Source organism: Rhizobium sp. YTUHZ045 (genome assembly GCF_051124255.1).
In the GTDB taxonomy this organism is placed as follows: domain Bacteria; phylum Pseudomonadota; class Alphaproteobacteria; order Rhizobiales; family Rhizobiaceae; genus Rhizobium.
Genome location: NZ_CP101434.1, coordinates 280,677 through 298,380, shown reverse-complemented (window position 1 = coordinate 298,380; position 17,704 = coordinate 280,677). Strand labels below are relative to the sequence as shown.

Sequence of the window (17,704 nt, the reverse complement as noted above, 5' to 3'; positions counted from 1 at the left end):
CCCGCCGCCTGAACAGTATCGAGAATGACATGTATCTTCCCAACATCATCCGGCCCGAACACACCTTCATCGGCATGTCGGCACCGACAAAGTGGCGCGCGCTGCATATCATAGCGGACAAGGCAGCCAAGGCCTTTTCCGTCGACAGCCAGACCATCCTGAAGGCGCTCGAAGCGCGTGAGAAGCTCGGCTCCACCGGAATCGGCAACGGTATAGCCATCCCCCATGCCGCCATCGACGGCATGACCAGCCCGCGCGGCCTTCTCATTCGTTTCGCGCCGCCGCTGGATTTCGAAGCGATCGACGATATCCTGACGGACATCGCCTTCGTGCTCATCTTCGGGGAGAACAATCGCGGCGAATATCTGAACGTGCTGTCGGCCATCGCCCGGCGGCTGCAATCGGATGGCGTGCTTGCCGCCATGCGCAAGGCAAGGACGGTGGACGAATTCTATTCCGATTTCATTGCTGATTCCCGGGTATGAAAAAGGCGCGGCCCGAAGGCCGCGCCCGCTCGTCTCTATAAGACGATCTTAGAAATCGCGCTGGAAGCGCAGGAAGCCGAAGACTTCGTCGTCGCCTTCGTCCTCATCGTGGTACTGCACGCTGAGCTTCGTCCTGAGGTCGTCGACGATGCGGTAGTCGATCGTCACACCGGTCGTGTAGGCGCTGCCGCCGGTGAAGCCGTTGCCGTCAGCCTCGAGGGCGATGTTTTCGAAGTACTGGAAGCCCGGGGTCACCGTCCACTTGTCGTTGATCTTCAGGGCATATTCTGCTGCGATCGTCCATTCGGACTCTTCGTAGTAGTAGTTGGCGCCGCTTGCCCAGATGCCGGCAATGCCGAGCGTGCCGGGGCCGATATCGGCATAGACGATGCCGCGGACGGCGACTTCGCTGGTGTCGACATCATAACCGGCAAGCAGGTAAGCGCTGATGGCGCCGGCCTTGTAGGAAACCTGGCTTGCGACACCGAAGTTGTTCGGGCCTTCGCCCGGCTTGGTGGCATAGTCTTCTTCCAGTTCGTCGACCGAGAGGCCGGCGGCGAAAGCGCCATTCTCGTACTGATAACGGATCGAGTTGTGGGTCGTCTCGTTGCTGGCGAGCGTATCGGTCTCACCGCTCATGTCGTCGTCCCACCAGCTATAGAGCTTACCGACGCGGAAACCGGCGATATCGATGTAGCCCTCATCCAGCAGCGCTTCCTGATCGGAGGCATTGTCGGCATTGTAACGCAGCGTCAGGACGCCGGTGAGCGTGCCGTACTCAGTGTCGTTCTTGGCCTGGAAGGTGACCTGACCGCGAGTCCAGAAGTTTACATCGGAATCGCCGGCAATGTTGTCACCGAAGCGCACTTCGGTACGGATGTAACCGCCGATCGAAAGGCATGTTTCCGTTCCCGGAATATAAAAATAGCCGGTACCGTAAGCGTCGCAAACGCGAACATATTCCACGGGCTCGGGTTCCGCCGCCACGATGGCGTCGGCTGCGCGTGCTCCGGAGGCCGCGGCAAGGGCGGCAACGGAGGCAAAAAGGATAGTTCTGATATTCATTTTGAATGGCCCTAACAGGTTGGAATGCGAGGCGCATTTCAAGAGATGCCCCCACGTAGCGGTAGCAAATACGACCGCACCGCCGCCATATAGGAATCCGCAAGTGCCATCGCGGCAAAATGCGGGCAAAAATTAGCATTGCTCGCGCCCGATGTGGAGGAACTGTGGCCAAAAAAACACGGTTATGCGGCATGGCCGCGGCAGCCGCATAATTGGCCGCGGCCAACTCCCGGCACGTGCATTTCAAAATCACCCGTCGAATGGAACGGCATTCTAACCGACCCGCCTAAACCGGAACAAGTTTCGTTTCCTTATACGACTGACTTGATAGAGTTAAGGCACATAACAGGAGGGTTCCCATGCAGACACAACGGTTCACCCGGCTCCTCGCGGCCGCGGTCATGGCAGGCAGCTTCGTCATCGGGAGCATTGCGCCGTCATACGCGGATCAGGCGCTGCTCAACGTTTCCTATGACCCGACGCGTGAATTGTACAAGGATTTCAATGCCGCCTTTGCCGCCAAGTGGCAGAAGGACACAGGTGAAACCGTGACGATCAAAGCCTCGCATGGCGGCTCCGGCGCTCAGGCGCGTTCGGTCATCGACGGTCTCGACGCCGACGTCGTCACGCTTGCCCTCGAAGGCGATATCGACGCCATCGCCAAGGCGACCGGCAAGATCCCGGCCGACTGGAAGAGCAAGCTTCCGAACAATTCGACGCCCTACACCTCGACGATCGTCTTCCTCGTCCGCAAAGGCAATCCGAAGGGCATCAAGGATTGGGGCGACCTGATCAAGGACGACGTGCAGGTCATCACCCCCAACCCGAAGACCTCGGGCGGCGCACGCTGGAACTTCCTCGCCGCCTGGGCATGGGCCAAGCAGGCAAATGGCGGCGACGACGCCAAGGCGCAGGATTACGTCGCCAAGCTGCTGCAGCATGTTCCGGTTCTCGATACCGGCGCGCGCGGCGCCACGACCACCTTCGTCCAGCGCGGCCTCGGCGATGTGCTGCTTGCCTGGGAAAACGAAGCCTATCTTTCGCTCGAAGAGCTCGGCCCCGACCAGTTCGAGATCGTGACGCCAACCTTCTCCATCCGTGCCGACCCGCCGGTCGCGGTCGTCGATGGCAATGTCGACAAGAAGGGCACGCGCAAGGTCGCCGAAGCCTATCTCAACTACCTCTATTCCGACGAAGGCCAGAAGATCGCCGCCAAGCATTATTACCGGCCGATCAAGCCGGAAGCCGCCGATCCGGCCGATATCGCCCGCTTCCCGAAGCTGACGCTCGCCACCATCGACGATTTCGGCGGCTGGAAAGAAGCGCAGCCGAAATTCTTTGGCGATGGCGGCGTATTTGACCAAATCTACAAGCCGGCACAATAATAGATTTCATGAGAGTACATAGCCCCACGCGGTGGCGGTTCAGGCGGCCGAGCGTCATTCCGGGTTTCGGAATGGCGCTCGGCCTTACCTTAACCTGGCTCACCCTTCTGATCCTCATCCCGCTCTCCGGCCTTGCCGTCCGGTCGAGCGCGCTCGGCTGGGAGAAATTCTGGTCGATCGCGCTCGATCCGCGTACGCTGAACGCCCTACGCATCAGCTTCGGCAGCGCTTTCATCGCTGCGATCATCAACGCCGTCTTCGGCATCATCCTCGCCTGGGTGCTGGTACGCTACCGTTTCCCCGGCAAGCGCGTCATCGACGCCATGGTCGACCTGCCCTTCGCGCTGCCGACGGCCGTCGCCGGCATTGCATTGGCGGCGCTCTACGCGCCGAACGGCTGGGTCGGCCAGTTGCTGACACCGCTCGGCATCAAGATTGCCTTTACCCCGGCCGGCATCGTCGTGGCGCTGATCTTCGTCGGCCTGCCCTTCGTGGTGCGCACCGTGCAGCCTGTCATGGAGGAAATCGACAAGGAGGTCGAAGAGGCCGCCGCTACGCTCGGCGCCAACCGCTTCCAGACGATTTTCCGCGTGCTGCTGCCGGGGCTGGCGCCGGCCGTGCTGACCGGCTTCGCGCTCGCCTTTGCCCGCGGCGTCGGCGAATACGGCTCGGTCATCTTCATCGCCGGCAACCTGCCGTTCAAATCGGAAATCGCGCCGCTGCTGATCGTCATCAAACTCGAAGAGTATAATTATGCGGCAGCGACCGGCATCGCGGCGATCATGCTGGTGATCTCGTTCGCCTTGTTGCTCGTCATCAATCTCATCCAGAGCTGGAGCAGGCGGAGGTACGGCTATGGCGCTTGATGCGACCGTTCAACCGACGAAACTGCGTTCGGTGACCACCGAACACAGAATGGCGCGATACACGCTGATCGCCGTTTCGCTGCTTTTCCTGCTGCTAATCCTGCTGTTGCCGCTCGCCGCCGTGTTCGTCGAGGCTTTTCGCAAAGGTGCCGGCCCCTTCATCGAGGCGCTTGGCGATGCAGAGACCTTCTCGGCGATCCGCCTGACGCTCGTCGTCGCCGGCATCAGCGTACCGCTGAACCTCGCCTTCGGGGTCGCCGCCGCCTGGGCGATCGCCAAGTTCGAGTTCAAGGGCAAGGCATTCCTCACGACGCTGATCGACCTGCCCTTCTCGGTTTCACCCGTGATTTCGGGCCTGGTCTTCGTGCTCTTGTTCGGCGCCAACACGTGGCTCGGCCATTGGCTCAGCGCAAACGACATCAAGATCCTCTTCGCAGTGCCGGGGCTGATCCTGGCGACAATGTTCGTCACCTTCCCGTTCGTCGCCCGCGAGCTGATCCCGCTGATGCAGGAGCAGGGAACGGCCGACGAGGAGGCAGCCCTGTCGCTCGGCGCCAGCGGCTGGCAGACCTTCTGGCACGTGACGCTGCCGAACATCAAATGGGGCCTGCTCTACGGCGTGCTGCTTTGCAATGCCCGCGCCATGGGCGAATTCGGCGCGGTCTCTGTCGTCTCCGGCCACATCCGCGGCCAGACGAACACCATGCCGCTGCAGGTCGAAATTCTTTATAACGAATATAATTTCACCGGCGCTTTTGCCGTCGCCACGCTTTTGGCCTTGCTCGCGCTCGTGACTCTTGTTTTGAAGACGCTGCTGGAAATGCGCTACAGCGCTGAAATCTCCGCCAGCCGGCGGCACTGAAGGATCTGGAATGGAAGTACGCGTTCAAAACATCCGCAAGGAATTCGATCGTTTTCCGGCGCTCCACGATGTCTCGCTCGACATCCGCTCCGGCGAGCTGATCGCACTGCTCGGCCCTTCGGGCTCCGGCAAGACGACATTGCTGCGTCTGATTGCCGGCCTGGAAAGCCCGACCGAGGGACAGATCTTCTTCGGTGAAGAGGATGCCTCGAAAAAATCGGTGCAGCAGCGCAATATCGGCTTCGTCTTTCAGCATTACGCCCTCTTCCGCTACATGACGGTGCTCGACAACGTCTCCTTCGGCCTGAGGGTCAGAAAGGGCGCGCGGCGGCCTGCGAAGGCCGATATCCGCCGACGGGCGCTGGAACTGCTTGACCTCGTCCAGTTGTCCGGCCTTGAAAAACGCTATCCCGCCCAGCTTTCCGGCGGCCAGCGTCAGCGCGTGGCGCTCGCCCGCGCCATGGCCGTCGAGCCGAATGTGCTCTTGCTCGACGAACCCTTCGGGGCGCTCGATGCTCAGGTGCGCAAGGACCTGCGCAAATGGCTGCGCGAGATCCACGACCGTACCGGCCACACCACCGTCTTCGTCACCCACGACCAGGATGAGGCGCTGGAGCTTGCCGATCGCGTCGTCGTGATGAGCCAGGGCGCGATCGAGCAGGTCGGGACGCCCGACGAAGTCTATGATTATCCGAACTCGCCCTTCGTCTTCGGCTTCATCGGCCAATCCAACTGCCTGCAGGTCGAGATTTCGGGCGGCGATATTCTCTTCGAAGGCCGCTCGCTCGGCCTCAATGCCGAGGGCGAGCCGGATGGACCGGCGCAGCTCTACTTCCGCCCGCATGATGTCAGGCTCTGCGAATCAGCCGAAAACTGCATTGGCGGCCAGCCGGTCTCCAGCCGCCGCGTCGCCGGTACGCGCCATATCGAACTCGATATCGGCAATGACCGGCCAAATATTGAAATCGAACTGCCGCCGAGCGAGGCTGACCGGCTCGACCGTCACCGCGTGGCGTTCAAGCCGACCCGCTGGAAGCTGTTCCGTGGCTGATCTCGATTGCGCGCGTCGTTCCTGACGCGCTCACGGCGCCTCGCTTAATAATTCGTTAACCCTCCGGATTTATGCATCGGTCGGTCGCAGGGCTCAGCCGGAATCGCCCTTCGCGGGAGTCCCTCCGACCTTTTGTTATCTCAGGTTGTTTGTATTTCAGTCATATGACGAGTAAAAGATTTTGCGCGTTAATCATAAAGGGCTGGACTAATCCCATAGGAGGCACCTGGCGTTGAGGGCGGAGAATTCCTTTCGAAAATCCCTGATCGGGATTTTATTCGTAGGACTGGCGGCTGCAGGCTGCACCACAACACCGAAGCCGGCGACGACGCCGGCAAAGACAAAACAGGCTCAAGCGGCGAAAGTCACTTTCAATTATACCGCCAAGGATCGCGACTGCCTGAAGCGCGCGATGTATTTCGAATCGCAGCACTCCGACGAGGATGGTTATCTGGCCGTCGGCACCGTCGTCATGAACAGGCTGACGTCAGGCGCCTACCCCCCATCGATCTGCGGTGTCGTCGCCCAGGAGAAGCAGTTTGCGCCCGGGGTCATGACGCGCGAAGTCAAGCCTCAGGCGGAACCGGAACTTGCCACCGCGGCTGATGCGATCCTGCTGAAGGGGGCGCGCCATCCGGCCGTGAAGGATGCAATGTTCTTCCACACCGATGGTCTGAAATTCCCCTACGACAACATGCATTATGTGACGGTCGCCGGCGGCAACGCCTTCTACGAGAAGCGCGATTCGAACGGCATGCTGGAAACGCCGTCGCCGCTGCCGTCCTATGAGGTGGCGATGAATTATGTGCCCGGCGAAAGCATGCTGCCACCGCAATTCGAGGCGCTGATACCCTCGGCCGTTCCCGTTCCTCTGCCGGCGCCCGATCCGATGGCGACGGCGAGCACGGCGCCAATGCAGATAACGGCTCCGGTGACCCAACCGGAAACCGCGCCTTCGCCCGAGCCGGCGATGCGGATCGCGATCCCGACCCCCCGTCCCGCCTATGACAGCGTGATGCTGCGCGGCGAGATCCCGGTAAATGGCGGCTGATGCCGTTTCGGTTTGCGTTTATAAAAGCGCGCCCTAAGCGCGCTCAGTTTGTTGAGAAGGTCTAGCCATGCTCGGTCTTACCAGTCTTGCGCCGAGCATCTGATCACTGCAATTGCTTGACAGGAAATCATTTATTTTCGGATACTTAATTGACCGGCGCAGATCCTCGGCACAGGGCCGAGGATGACGTCGCGGGTCATTTGTCGGTAGCCTGAGTGCGCCTTAAGCGCGCTCTTCCCAGATCTTTGCAAGCTCCACGATCGTTGCGACCGCCTTTTCCATATCCTGGCGGCTCACCCATTCGAGCGGCGAGTGGAAGGCATGGCCACCGGCAAAAATGTTCGGGCACGGCAGCCCCATGAAGGAGAGGCGGGAGCCGTCCGTGCCGCCGCGGATGCTGCCGCGCACCGGCGTCATGCCGGCACGACGCACCGCTTCAAGCGCGTTCTCGACAATCTCCGGATGGCGGTCGAGCACCGTCTTCATGTTGCGATATTGTTCCGTCACCTGGAAATGGTAGGTCGAGGCTGGATAGGCAGACATCACCTGCTTGACGATAGTTTCGAGCATCGCCTCCTTCTCAGCGAGCCCCTCCTCCGTGAAGTCGCGGATGATGAAGCTCAGCGACGCCTTTTCCATCGAGCCGGTCACGCCGACCGGGTGGATGAAGCCCTGCCGGCCTTCCGTCGTCTCCGGCGCCAAATCCTTCGGCAGCCGGTCGATGATGGCGCCGGCGATCTTGATAGCGTTCTCCATACGGTCCTTGGCGAAGCCCGGATGGATCGCCACGCCTGTTATGCCGATCTCGACGCCGTCGGCCGAGAAGGTTTCGTCCTCGATATGGCCTGATGTCTCGCCGTCCATCGTATAGGCGAAGTCCGCTCCGAGTTTGCCGAGGTCGACCTTGTTGACGCCGCGACCGACCTCCTCGTCAGGCGTGAACAGGATCTTGATCGCTCCGTGCCGAATATCGGGATTGTCGACAAGGATCTGGGCCGCAGTCATGATTTCCGCCAGTCCCGCCTTGTCGTCGGCGCCGAGCAATGTCGTTCCGTCGGTCGTGACGATATCATTGCCGACCTGGTTTTTCAGCTCCGGATGCTCGGCGACACGGATCACCCGGCTCGAATCGCCGACAAGCCTGATATCGCCGCCGGCATAATTCCTGACGATCTGTGGCTTGACATCCGTGCCGCTGAAATCGGGCGCCGTGTCCATATGCGAGCAGAAACAGATGACCGGCACCGCCTTGTCGCTATTGGCCGGAATGGTGGCATAGACATAGCCATGTTCATCGAGATGGGCATCGGAAAGCCCGATCTCCAGCAGTTCGTCGACCAGAATCTGGCCGAGATCCTTCTGCTTCTCGGTGGTCGGCTGCGTCGACGAGGAGGGATCGGATTGAGTGTCGATAACGACATAACGGAGGAAGCGGTCGAGAACAGTGTCGGTCATTTCAATCCAATCCAATGAGATCACCAGAGGATATAGCCCTTCCGGGCGAAGCGACAAAAGGATTTTCCGCTCGGCGCATGGTTCTATGACGACGGCCCCTACTGAGGAGCGGGGATGATCTGGCTCGCCCGGGCGCGTCCAGCCGAGGAGCTGTAGCAATCCTTCTCTCGCATCCAACAGCGGCAGGCGGAATTTGTCCTGTAGGCATACGCCATTAATGGATTATCGCTGCCGTCTTGAACTACCGGCAGCCATCTCCAATATTTTTAAGGGATCAAGCTGGCATCGAAAGGAGGAAGAAGAAAATGCCGCTGAACGATGTGCTCTGGACTCGTCCAGTGACGGTCCGGCTGCAGTGCGGCCTGGAACGAACTTTTACGGGCGTCTATGACGCCTTGGATTTCCTGGAAAACGAATGGCCGTTGGGCCACGGAGAGCGCCACAAGCGCGCGGTCAAGACCTGTCGGGGCGCTCTTAACCGGGTTATTGCCCCTTTGATTGCGCGGGAGGCTTTCATGGCCGCGTGCGTCGAAGCCGGCATGCCCGCGGTCGTGGCTCCCTGGCAGGTGCAGGCTACCAGCCGCCCGGTGCGACCCACGCGTGTCGCTGCTCTTGGCTAAGGGCCAGGCGTGCGCAGTTCACGTCGGGACCCTGACTTCAAGATGCCTGTCGCGCGGCCCCGGGAGGAGCCGCGCCAGGTCAAAACCCAAGGCATCTCGATCTCCTTTGCCGTCTGGGCTTCGGAGCTGAAATTGTGGTTGTTTCGCCGTAGAACCGTCGCTGTCGTGCCTACTCAAACGGGGAACGCTGCCGCGGCTGGAACAACGATCACCAAAATTTCGTTTGAGGGCCGAATGCACGGGAACAGCCATGGCCAGCGACAAGCTATCAAGCTATCGATCAAAACGCGATTTTCAGAAGACTGCTGAGCCCAGCGGCGAGCGGCCCCTCAAACGGAGCAACCGCCGTCGCTTTGTCATTCAGAAGCACGATGCGACACGTCTGCACTACGACCTGCGGCTTGAGCTCGACGGCGTGTTCAAGAGCTGGGCCGTTACGAAAGGTCCGTCGCTCGATCCGCAAGACAAGCGCCTGGCCGTCGAGGTCGAGGACCATCCGCTCGATTATGGCGATTTCGAAGGGACGATTCCGAAAGGCCAGTATGGCGGCGGCACGGTCATGCTGTGGGATCGCGGCTATTGGGAGCCGGAGGGGCGGAAGAGCCCTGAGCAGGCGCTTGCCAAGGGCGATTTCAAGTTCACGCTCGAGGGCGAGCGCTTGCACGGCAGCTTCGTGCTTGTGCGCATGCGCAACGATCGCGACCGCAGCAAGCGTACCAACTGGCTGCTGATCAAGCATCACGACGAGTTCTCCGTGGAGGAAGACGGTGCTGCCATACTGGAAGAGAACGTCACCTCGGTCGCCTCGGGCCGCAGCATGGAAATGATCGCGGCCGGCAAGGGGCGCAAGCCGAAACCCTTCATGGTGGAGGGCGGCAAGATCCAGGCCGACGCCGTCTGGGACAGCAATCACGGACTGGCCGCCGAGGAGCGGCAGGAGGCGAGAGGCGGAAAGCGCGCCAGCACCGCAACGGCGGTTGATCTTCCGGATTTCATCGCGCCGCAGCTTTGCGAGAAGCTGGAGCGGCCACCCGGCGGGAACGACTGGATCCACGAGATCAAGTTCGATGGCTACCGCATCCAGATGCGTGTGCTCGACGGCGAAGCCACGCTGAAAACCAGAAAAGGTCTCGACTGGACGGCCAAATACCCCGAAATCGCCGAGGCGGCGTCAGCGCTTCCAGACTGCATAATCGATGGTGAAATCTGCGCTCTCGATGAGCACGGCGCGCCCGACTTCGCCGCGCTTCAGGCGGCACTGTCGGAAGGCAAGACCGGCAGCCTCGTCTACTTCGCCTTCGACCTCCTCTATGACGGCGGTGAGGATCTCCGCCTCAAGCCCATCATTGAACGAAAGACGCGACTGCAGGAGCTTCTCGCGGATGCTGGCAACGACCCTCGCATCCGCTACGTCGAACATTTCACAGGCGGCGGCGACGCCGTGCTCAGGTCGGCATGCAAGCTATCGCTGGAAGGCATTGTGTCGAAAAAGGCAGATGCCCCCTATCAATCCGGTCGAACGGCAAGCTGGGCGAAGTCGAAATGCCGGGCGGGGCACGAGGTGGTCATCGGCGCCTATGCCAAGACCAACGGCAAGTTTCGTTCCCTTCTCGTCGGCGTTTTCAGCGACGATCATTTTGTCTATGTCGGCCGCGTCGGGACCGGCTACGGCGCCAAGAAAGTCGAAACACTGCTTCCGAAACTGAAGGCGCTGGAGACGACGAAGTCGCCGTTCACCGGTATCGGCGCTCCGAAGAAGCAGGCTGACGTCGTCTGGGTGAAGCCCGAGCTTGTCGCCGAGATCGAATTCGAGGGCTGGACCGCGGACGGTCTCGTCCGTCAGGCGGCCTTCAAGGGCTTGCGTGAAGATAAGCCGGCCAAAGAAGTCGAGGCGGAGCGACCGCTAAGATCCTCCAAGGCCGAGATTGCGGAACCGGCTCCCCGGGCCGAACCAAAATCGACGCGCCGTAAGGGTCAGAAGGCCGATGTCATGGGTGTGCTCATTTCGAACCCGGACAAGCCATTGTGGCCAGATGCCGAGGATGGTGAGCCGGTAACAAAGGAAGAATTGGCCCGCTATTACGAGGCGGTCGGCGACTGGATGATCGACCACCTCAAGGGCAGGCCCTGCTCCATCATCCGTGCCCCGGATGGGATTGGTGGCGAGCAGTTCTTCCAGCGTCATGCCATGCCGGGGCAATCCAAACTGCTCGAATTGGTCAAGGTATTCGGCGACAAGAAGCCATACCTCCAGATCGACCGCATCGAAGGGCTCGCCGCAGTCGCCCAAATCGCGGCTGTCGAGCTCCATCCGTGGAACTGTGAACCCGGGCAACCGGAAGTTCCTGGCCGCCTGGTATTCGATCTTGATCCCGGTCCCGATGTTCCCTTTTCCACGGTTGTTGCCGCTGCCCGCGAGATGCGCGACCGGCTGGAAGACCTCGGATTGATCAGCTTCTGCAAGACGACGGGCGGCAAGGGCTTGCATGTCGTGACCCCGCTTACAGTAAACAAGCGAAAACCGTTGTCATGGCCCGAAGCGAAGGCCTTCGCGCATGACGTCTGCCAGCAGATGGCCCGAAACAACCCCGATCTCTACCTTATCAAGATGACCAAGAGCCTGCGGGGCGGTCGCATTTTCCTCGATTACCTGCGCAATGATCGCATGGCGACGGCCGTGGCGCCGCTCTCCCCTCGAGCCCGCCCAGGGGCGACCGTGTCAATGCCTCTGACGTGGACGCAGGTGAAATCGGACCTCGATCCTAAAAGGTTTACGATTCGAACCGTGCCTGCTTTGCTACCGAAGTCATCCGCCTGGAAGGATTATTGCGAGGGGCAGCGTCCCCTAGAGCAGGCGATCAAGAGGCTCGGCCGCACCGGCAAGCATGCCGCCTGACACGGCTGATCGCCCCGCGGCACTCATCTGATTGCAGCGGCATCAGTCATATCGAAGACGGCTGCGTTATCCTGGATCTCGCGGAGGCCTTTATATGAGGGGTGGCGCAGGCTGCCCTCACGCGTCCAGCCGCGAAACTCGATTTCGGCGATGAGTGTCGGTTGAGAAAAGACGAGGCGCTTTCCTTTGAGCGGCACAACAGGTTTTTTTGTCTGTAGGCGGTTCAACGTCTTGCGCAGATACTCCGCCTCCGTTCGGTTGAAGCCTGTGCCGACGGAGCCGACATAGATCCACTCGTGACCCTTTCGACCCGCAAGCAAAAGACTGCCGAGCCCACCGCGGTTGCTGACGGATTCCTCGTACCCGACGATCATGAAACTTTCGCTCTGAACGCACTTGATCTTCTGCCAGTCCCCCAGACGACCACTGCGGTAAGGGCTATCCCTGCGCTTTGCAATGATGCCTTCCAAACCCCGATGGCATGCGTGCTCAAGCAGTTCCTCGCCACCTAGATCCAGGTCTTGCGAGAACCGAATAGCGCCATCGTCGGTCTCAGGGATCAGATCTTCGAGAAGATGGCGGCGGACCGAGAGCTCGGTGCGCGTCAGGTCGTGACCGTCGAGATACAATAGATCGAAGGCGTAGAAGATGGATTCAGTCGAGATTCGTTTGCCGCCCCTTCCGCCGAGCGATCGCTGCAACGCCCCAAAGTCGGACCGACCCTCGTCATCAAGGACGACCGCTTCTCCGTCGAGAATACAGGTCGATACGCCGAGTTCTCTTACCCCTGCGGCGATCGTCGGAAATCGGTGGGTCCAGTCATGACCGCCACGGGTGAGGATGCGAATGCCCTTTGGCTCGATGTGGATTGCCAATCGGTAGCCGTCCCACTTCACCTCATAAAGCCAATCCGGCCCTTGCGGCACCGTCTGCTTCAGCAAGGCCAGGCACGGCTCCACTCTCGACGGCATCGCATCGAACGGCAGGTTTGGCTGGTCGGGATCACGCCGACGGAGAGGTCGTGATTGTATGGAATTCGACTCGCGAAGAAGCGGAGCGGAGGGGCGCCGTGGTCTGGTCATCGCTCAATGCCTGTCGGGTCGGTTCTCCGCATCGACGGATTTACGCAGGGCGTCCATGATGTTGATGACGTTGCTGGGCACCGGCTCCGCCTTCTCCTTGCCCTTGGATTTTGCTCTGACGGGCTTCTTCATTTGTTTCTTCTTGGCCTCGATGATGTCGAGCAGCCTATCCTGCACCGGGTCGGAGACCATCTTCGGGTTCCAGTGCTGCGTCTGCTTCTTGATCAGCTGCTGGACCAGCGGCATCATCTCACTGTCCGCCGGCTGATCGTCTACCCGCTCGAAATAGCTCTCCGCGTCGCGCACCTCGTCCCCGTAACGCAGGGTCCAAAGAACGATGCCTTTGCCCCGTGGCTCCAGCATCACGGCGCGCTCGCGGCGCGCAATCACCAGTCGCGAGATGCCGACCATGTCCTCGGCGGCCATCGCATCGCGGATCACCGAGAACGCCTCCTGGCCGACCGGATCGTCCGGTGAAAGATAGTAGGGCGTGTCGAGCCAGATCCAGTCGACGCCGTTGCGCGGCGTAAAGACCTCGATATCGATCGTCTTGGTGCTTTCAAGCGCGACGTTCTCCAACTCGTCGTCTTCAAGCAAGACATATTCGTTCTCGCCACGCTGGTAGGCTTTCACCTCGTCTTCATCTTTCACGTCCTTGCCGGTGACGGCATCGACATAGTGGCTGACGACGCGGTTTTGGGTGGCGCGATTGAGCGTGTGAAACCGCACCTTCTCATTTTCGGAAGTGGCCGGCATCATCTGCACCGGACAGGTGACGAGCGACAGTTTGAGGTAGCCTTTCCAGTAAGGCCGGATCGCCATGGAAACCTCCGATCACCCGGCGCGGCGCTGGTGAGCGCCGGCCGGGCCGCGTGATTTCGTCGTCGACGCGCGCGCGGCCTTCTGCCTGCTCTTTCCGGCATTGGCATTTGCAGCGGTGCGCTTCGTCTTGGCCGGCGTCGCCATGCCGGCGCTTTCGCGTAGCGCCTGCAACAGGTCGCTCGGTTTGGGAGCCGGCGGCGCCTTTTTCTTCGGAAGGGTGCGGCCTTCGATCTTGGCCTTCACCAGTTCGGCGACGGCCGCTTCATAACGGTCGTCGAACTGCTTCGGGTCGAACTCGCCCTTCTTGGTGTTGATGATGTGCTTGGCAAGCTCCAGCATCTCGCCTTCGATCTTGAGATCCGGCATCTCCTCGAATGCCTTGTCGGAGGAGCGAACCTCATAATCGAAGTTCAAGGTTGAGCCGACCAGCCCTTTTCCATGGGGACGGATGAGGAGCGTTCGCAGGCGCCGGAACAGCACCGTTCGGGCAATGGCCGCGACCTTGGCTTTCTTCATACCATCCCTCAGGAGTTTGAAAGCGTCGCTGCCCATCTTGTCGGGAGCCAGATAATAAGGTTTGTCGAAATAGACGTCATCGACCTCGTCAAAAGGAATAAAGGCCTCCACCTTCAGCGTCTTGTCGCTTTCGGGAATGGCGGCCGCGACTTCCTCGGGCTCGAGCACGACATAGCGGCCGTCCTCGATCTCAAAACCCTTGACCTGCTCCTCGCGCTCGACCGGATCGCCGGTCTCGCCGTCCACGAATTCTCGGCGCACCCGGTTGCCGGTCTTCCTGTTCAGCGTATGAAACGCGATCCGCTCGGATGTGGAGGCGGCGGTATAGAGCGCCACCGGGAAAGCCACCTCTCCGAACTTGATAAAACCCTTCCAATTCGCCCTCGGGGCAACCATCTCGCTCGCGCTCCTGACGCAACCTGTGCGAGTCAACCGAATCAGTTTACGATTGGTTCCGAGTCAAAACGAATCAAATTTCAATAGCTTAATCAGAATTACCCACGCTTTTTCCGAGTCTCTTTCATCTCCTTGAATCTGATAGGTGTTTTTCTTGACTAAGTGCTTTTAAGGTGAAAACAACCAGGAGATAAAGCCGCTGCGGACCGATTTCCCTGGCGTGACTGCTCATTCGATGCGTTGTCCCTCGCCGTCGAACACATGCAGATATTGGGGCGGGAAGGCGACATTGACCTTCGGCCCCGCCTTCAGCGCTTCGCGGTCCAGAGTGAAGATCTTGAACGGCAGGCCATGCAGGGCGAGGTGGAGGATAATGCCGAAGCCGGTGGGTTCGACGAGTTCCACGTCGGTGGCAAGCCCGCTCCCGTCATTCGTGATCAGCACATGCTCCGGCCGAATGCCGAGCGTCACCTTCGTGCCGTCTGCAAGCGGCAACGGCTTTGCCAGCGGCACGATCGTTCCATCGTTCAGCTTGACGCCGCCTGCGGTATAGCTGGCCTCGAGGAAATTCATTCCGGGCGAGCCGATGAAACCGGCGACGAAGAGATTGGCGGGGCGATCATAGAGTTCCAGCGGGCTGCCGACCTGCTGCACCACGCCGCCATGCATGGCGACAATCCGGTCCGCCAGCGTCATCGCCTCGATCTGGTCGTGGGTGACGTAGATCGAGGTCGCCCTCAGCTCGCCGTGCAGTTTCTTGATTTCGGCACGCATCTGTTCGCGCAGGCGCGCATCGAGGTTGGAGAGCGGTTCGTCGAACAGGAACGCTTTCGGCTGGCGGACGATGGCGCGGCCCATGGCGACACGCTGGCGCTGGCCGCCGGAGAGCGCTTTCGGCCGCCGTTCAAGCAACGGGTCGAGGCCGAGCTTGGCGGCGGCCGCGGAGACCGCGCCCGCGATCTTCTCCTTCGCCGTTTTCCGCAGCCTCAGACTGTAGCTCATATTGCCGGCGACATTCATATGCGGATATAGCGCATAGGACTGGAACACCATGGCGATGTCGCGGTCCTTGGGATGCAGTTCGTTCACCCGGGCGCCTGCAATACGGATCTCACCTGATGTGACTTCCTCCAGCCCGGCAATCATCCGCAACAGCGTTGACTTGCCGCAGCCGGAGGGACCGACGAGCACGACGAATTCGCCATCCCTGATGTCGAGGTCGACGCCGTGCAGCACCTGCACGTGGCCATAGGCTTTGCGGATATTCTGGATATCGATCGATGCCATTCTGTTTAACCCTTGACCGCGCCGGCCGTCAGGCCCTGGACGAGATAACGCTGGATGAGCAGGAAGAAGAGGCCGGCAGGAACGAGCGCCATGACGCCCGCCGCCATCATCTGCCCGAAATCCACCGAGAATTTCGAAACGAAGGTGAGAAGCCCGACGGGGAAGGTCGCCGCGTCGTTGCCGTTGATCAGCATCAGCGCGAAGAGCAGTTCGCTCCAGGCGGCAGTAAAGACGAAGCCGAGCGTCGCGGCGATGCCGGGCAGCGTCAGCGGCAGGATGATCTGGCGAAACGCGGTGAACTGCGTCGCCCCGTCGATCATCGCCGCCTCTTCGAGATCCTTCGGAATACCGTCGAAAAAGGACTGCATCAGGAAGGTGGCGAAGGGCACGTTGAAAGCGGTATAGACGATGACAAGCCCGGTCAGGCTGTTGGTCAGATGCAAGGGCGACAGGATCTTGAAGATCGGCGCGACCAGCATGACGAGCGGGAACATCTGAGTCAGCAGCATCAGCGCGACGATCCAGTATTTCGCCCGAAAATTGAAGCGCGACAGCGCATAGCCGGAAAGCGAGGCGCAGATCGTCACCGTCACGGCCGTCGAGGCCGAGACGATCAGGCTATTCTTGAAAAAAGTGGGAAAGGCGCTGTGCTGCAGCACGAAGGCATAGTGATCCCAGCTGGTGCGCGACGGCCACATCCGCACGCCCTCGGTATAGAGCAGATCGTTCGGCGTCACCGAGACCTTGAGCAGCCAGAACAGCGGGAAGAGCGCGAAAGCGATATAGCAGAGGATCGCCAGACGGTGCGCGATCGTTGGGATGAGGGATCGTTTCATGGCCTCAATCCTTGTTCAGCAACGTCTGCCGCAGCAGGATGATCAGCATCGAATAGGCAAGCAGCAGCACCAGCAGCACCAGCGCGATCGCCGAGGCGTAACCGAAATCGAGCCGCTTGAAGGCCGTGGTGAAGATGTAGCTCGCGACGATCTGCGTCCGGTCGGCCGGCCCGCCATTGGTCATGACGACGATGAGATCGGCGAAGTTGGAGATCCACACGGTGCGCAAGAGCACGGTGATGGCGATCGTCGGCGCGAGAAACGGCAGGGTGATCGAGCGGAAACGCTGGAACCAGCCGGCACCATCGATAGAGGCCGCCTCGTAGAGATCGCGCGGGATGGCCTGCAGCGCCGCAAGCAGGGTGATGGCAAAAAACGGAATGCCCCACCAGACATTGGCGACGATCGGCCCCCACATCGCATGATCGGGATCGGAGAGAATGTTGCCCGGCGCATGCATCAGCCCGAGCGCGAAGAGCCAGTGCGGGATCGGCCCGATGACCGGATTGAACAGCCAGGCCCAGTTGAGACCTGCGAGAAAGGACGGCACCGCCCAGGGCAGGAAAACCAGCGCCTGCGCGATTGCGCGGCCCGGGAACGGCTTGTCGAGCAGCAAGGCCAGAATGAGGCCGAAGATGAATTGCAAGACGACGGATGCGCCGGTCCACCACAGCGTGTTCCTCAGCGCACCGTAAAAAGCCGCGTCGCTCGACAACTCGCGAAAATGCTCGAGCCCGATGAAGCCGCCGGAAAAGGGGTTGAGCAGCTGAATATCGCGGAAGGCATAGGACAGCCCGAGCGTCAGCGGCACCAGCATCACCGCAATGATCAGGATCAGCGACGGCGCGCTGTAGAGATAGGGCTCCGAAGCATCTGCAAGACGGCGCAGCCACGGCCTACGGTCGCGACGCATGTCGAGCATATCGGCGGAAATGGTCATCGGATTGCGGTTTCCATTGTCTTGATCAGCGGAGTCTCGCCCGGGTGATACTTCTGAAGCAGGAGGTCGAGGCCCCCTCATCCGCCTGC

The 17,704-nt window shown here is 60.6% G+C and carries 16 protein-coding genes; 8 read left to right on the top strand and 8 right to left on the bottom strand.

The window, feature by feature from the left end:
- Nucleotides 1-29: 29 nt before the first annotated feature.
- Nucleotides 30-485, top strand: a complete 456-nt coding sequence (locus NMA58_RS28485; RefSeq protein ID WP_434714457.1) for a PTS sugar transporter subunit IIA — start codon at nt 30-32, stop codon at nt 483-485.
- Between the two features lie 48 nt (nt 486-533).
- Here the strand turns inward: NMA58_RS28485 and NMA58_RS28480 are convergent, their stop codons facing one another.
- Nucleotides 534-1,550 (bottom strand): porin, encoded by a 1,017-nt coding sequence (locus NMA58_RS28480; RefSeq protein WP_434714456.1) that lies wholly within the window; start codon nt 1,548-1,550, stop codon nt 534-536.
- A gap of 359 nt (nt 1,551-1,909) precedes the next feature.
- Here NMA58_RS28480 and NMA58_RS28475 point away from each other — a divergent pair, with 359 nt between their 5' ends.
- The 5 genes from NMA58_RS28475 (at nt 1,910) to NMA58_RS28455 (ending at nt 6,765) form a co-directional block, all read left to right on the top strand.
- Complete coding sequence (locus NMA58_RS28475) at nt 1,910-2,935, top strand: sulfate ABC transporter substrate-binding protein (protein WP_434714455.1); 1,026 nt, start codon at nt 1,910-1,912, stop codon at nt 2,933-2,935.
- Nucleotides 2,936-2,943: 8 nt separating this feature from the next.
- Entirely contained in the window at nt 2,944-3,801 is an 858-nt protein-coding gene (gene cysT, locus NMA58_RS28470; RefSeq protein WP_434714454.1) for a sulfate ABC transporter permease subunit CysT, read from the top strand.
- Nucleotides 3,791-4,663, top strand: a complete 873-nt coding sequence (cysW, locus tag NMA58_RS28465) for a sulfate ABC transporter permease subunit CysW (RefSeq protein ID WP_097600842.1) — start codon at nt 3,791-3,793, stop codon at nt 4,661-4,663. Before cysT ends, cysW begins: the two co-directional genes overlap by 11 nt.
- Before the next feature lie 10 nt (nt 4,664-4,673).
- The gene (locus tag NMA58_RS28460) at nt 4,674-5,714 is read left to right on the top strand and encodes a sulfate/molybdate ABC transporter ATP-binding protein (RefSeq protein WP_434714453.1); all 1,041 of its coding nucleotides are present in this window, start codon (nt 4,674-4,676) and stop codon (nt 5,712-5,714) included.
- Between the two features lie 232 nt (nt 5,715-5,946).
- Nucleotides 5,947-6,765, top strand: coding sequence for a cell wall hydrolase (locus tag NMA58_RS28455; protein WP_434714451.1), 819 nt, complete (start codon nt 5,947-5,949; stop codon nt 6,763-6,765).
- A gap of 222 nt (nt 6,766-6,987) precedes the next feature.
- Here the strand turns inward: NMA58_RS28455 and pepT are convergent, their stop codons facing one another.
- Nucleotides 6,988-8,220 (bottom strand): peptidase T, encoded by a 1,233-nt coding sequence (gene pepT, locus NMA58_RS28450; RefSeq protein WP_434714449.1) that lies wholly within the window; start codon nt 8,218-8,220, stop codon nt 6,988-6,990.
- Nucleotides 8,221-8,525: 305 nt separating this feature from the next.
- Here pepT and NMA58_RS28445 point away from each other — a divergent pair, with 305 nt between their 5' ends.
- Both NMA58_RS28445 and ligD (NMA58_RS28440) read left to right on the top strand, forming a co-directional pair.
- Nucleotides 8,526-8,840 carry a DUF982 domain-containing protein gene (locus tag NMA58_RS28445; RefSeq protein WP_085781055.1) on the top strand — a complete coding sequence of 105 codons (315 nt, stop codon included), beginning with the start codon at nt 8,526-8,528 and terminating at the stop codon, nt 8,838-8,840.
- Between the two features lie 250 nt (nt 8,841-9,090).
- Nucleotides 9,091-11,736: a DNA ligase D gene (gene ligD, locus NMA58_RS28440; protein WP_434714447.1), complete on the top strand. Its 2,646-nt coding sequence runs from the start codon at nt 9,091-9,093 to the stop codon at nt 11,734-11,736.
- 23 nt (nt 11,737-11,759) lie between these two features.
- Here ligD (NMA58_RS28440) and ligD (NMA58_RS28435) read toward each other — a convergent pair whose 3' ends face one another.
- From ligD (NMA58_RS28435) to NMA58_RS28410, 6 genes are all read right to left on the bottom strand, one after another.
- The gene (gene ligD / locus NMA58_RS28435; RefSeq protein ID WP_430959168.1) at nt 11,760-12,818 is read right to left on the bottom strand and encodes a non-homologous end-joining DNA ligase; all 1,059 of its coding nucleotides are present in this window, start codon (nt 12,816-12,818) and stop codon (nt 11,760-11,762) included.
- A 3-nt stretch (nt 12,819-12,821) separates the two neighbouring features.
- Nucleotides 12,822-13,640, bottom strand: coding sequence for a Ku protein (locus NMA58_RS28430; protein WP_434714445.1), 819 nt, complete (start codon nt 13,638-13,640; stop codon nt 12,822-12,824).
- A 12-nt stretch (nt 13,641-13,652) separates the two neighbouring features.
- Entirely contained in the window at nt 13,653-14,552 is a 900-nt protein-coding gene (locus tag NMA58_RS28425; RefSeq protein ID WP_430959170.1) for a Ku protein, read from the bottom strand.
- Between the two features lie 228 nt (nt 14,553-14,780).
- The gene (locus NMA58_RS28420) at nt 14,781-15,839 is read right to left on the bottom strand and encodes an ABC transporter ATP-binding protein (RefSeq protein WP_434714444.1); all 1,059 of its coding nucleotides are present in this window, start codon (nt 15,837-15,839) and stop codon (nt 14,781-14,783) included.
- A gap of 5 nt (nt 15,840-15,844) precedes the next feature.
- Complete coding sequence (locus tag NMA58_RS28415; protein WP_430959172.1) at nt 15,845-16,675, bottom strand: carbohydrate ABC transporter permease; 831 nt, start codon at nt 16,673-16,675, stop codon at nt 15,845-15,847.
- Nucleotides 16,676-16,679: 4 nt separating this feature from the next.
- The gene (locus NMA58_RS28410; RefSeq protein WP_430959173.1) at nt 16,680-17,615 is read right to left on the bottom strand and encodes a carbohydrate ABC transporter permease; all 936 of its coding nucleotides are present in this window, start codon (nt 17,613-17,615) and stop codon (nt 16,680-16,682) included.
- Nucleotides 17,616-17,704: the final 89 nt, after the last annotated feature.

What these genes read in the sequence shown, in the direction of transcription:
- NMA58_RS28485 (WP_434714457.1), top strand. Translation starts at nt 30, where the DNA reads ATGTATCTTCCCAACATCATCCGGCCCGAACACACCTTCATCGGCATG.
- NMA58_RS28480 (WP_434714456.1), bottom strand. Translation starts at nt 1,550, where the DNA reads ATGAATATCAGAACTATCCTTTTTGCCTCCGTTGCCGCCCTTGCCGCG.
- NMA58_RS28475 (WP_434714455.1), top strand. Translation starts at nt 1,910, where the DNA reads ATGCAGACACAACGGTTCACCCGGCTCCTCGCGGCCGCGGTCATGGCA.
- cysT (WP_434714454.1), top strand. Translation starts at nt 2,944, where the DNA reads ATGAGAGTACATAGCCCCACGCGGTGGCGGTTCAGGCGGCCGAGCGTC.
- cysW (WP_097600842.1), top strand. Translation starts at nt 3,791, where the DNA reads ATGGCGCTTGATGCGACCGTTCAACCGACGAAACTGCGTTCGGTGACC.
- NMA58_RS28460 (WP_434714453.1), top strand. Translation starts at nt 4,674, where the DNA reads ATGGAAGTACGCGTTCAAAACATCCGCAAGGAATTCGATCGTTTTCCG.
- pepT (WP_434714449.1), bottom strand. Translation starts at nt 8,220, where the DNA reads ATGACCGACACTGTTCTCGACCGCTTCCTCCGTTATGTCGTTATCGAC.
- NMA58_RS28445 (WP_085781055.1), top strand. Translation starts at nt 8,526, where the DNA reads ATGCCGCTGAACGATGTGCTCTGGACTCGTCCAGTGACGGTCCGGCTG.
- ligD (WP_434714447.1), top strand. Translation starts at nt 9,091, where the DNA reads ATGGCCAGCGACAAGCTATCAAGCTATCGATCAAAACGCGATTTTCAG.
- ligD (WP_430959168.1), bottom strand. Translation starts at nt 12,818, where the DNA reads ATGACCAGACCACGGCGCCCCTCCGCTCCGCTTCTTCGCGAGTCGAAT.
- NMA58_RS28430 (WP_434714445.1), bottom strand. Translation starts at nt 13,640, where the DNA reads ATGGCGATCCGGCCTTACTGGAAAGGCTACCTCAAACTGTCGCTCGTC.
- NMA58_RS28425 (WP_430959170.1), bottom strand. Translation starts at nt 14,552, where the DNA reads ATGGTTGCCCCGAGGGCGAATTGGAAGGGTTTTATCAAGTTCGGAGAG.
- NMA58_RS28420 (WP_434714444.1), bottom strand. Translation starts at nt 15,839, where the DNA reads ATGGCATCGATCGATATCCAGAATATCCGCAAAGCCTATGGCCACGTG.
- NMA58_RS28415 (WP_430959172.1), bottom strand. Translation starts at nt 16,675, where the DNA reads ATGAAACGATCCCTCATCCCAACGATCGCGCACCGTCTGGCGATCCTC.
- NMA58_RS28410 (WP_430959173.1), bottom strand. Translation starts at nt 17,615, where the DNA reads ATGACCATTTCCGCCGATATGCTCGACATGCGTCGCGACCGTAGGCCG.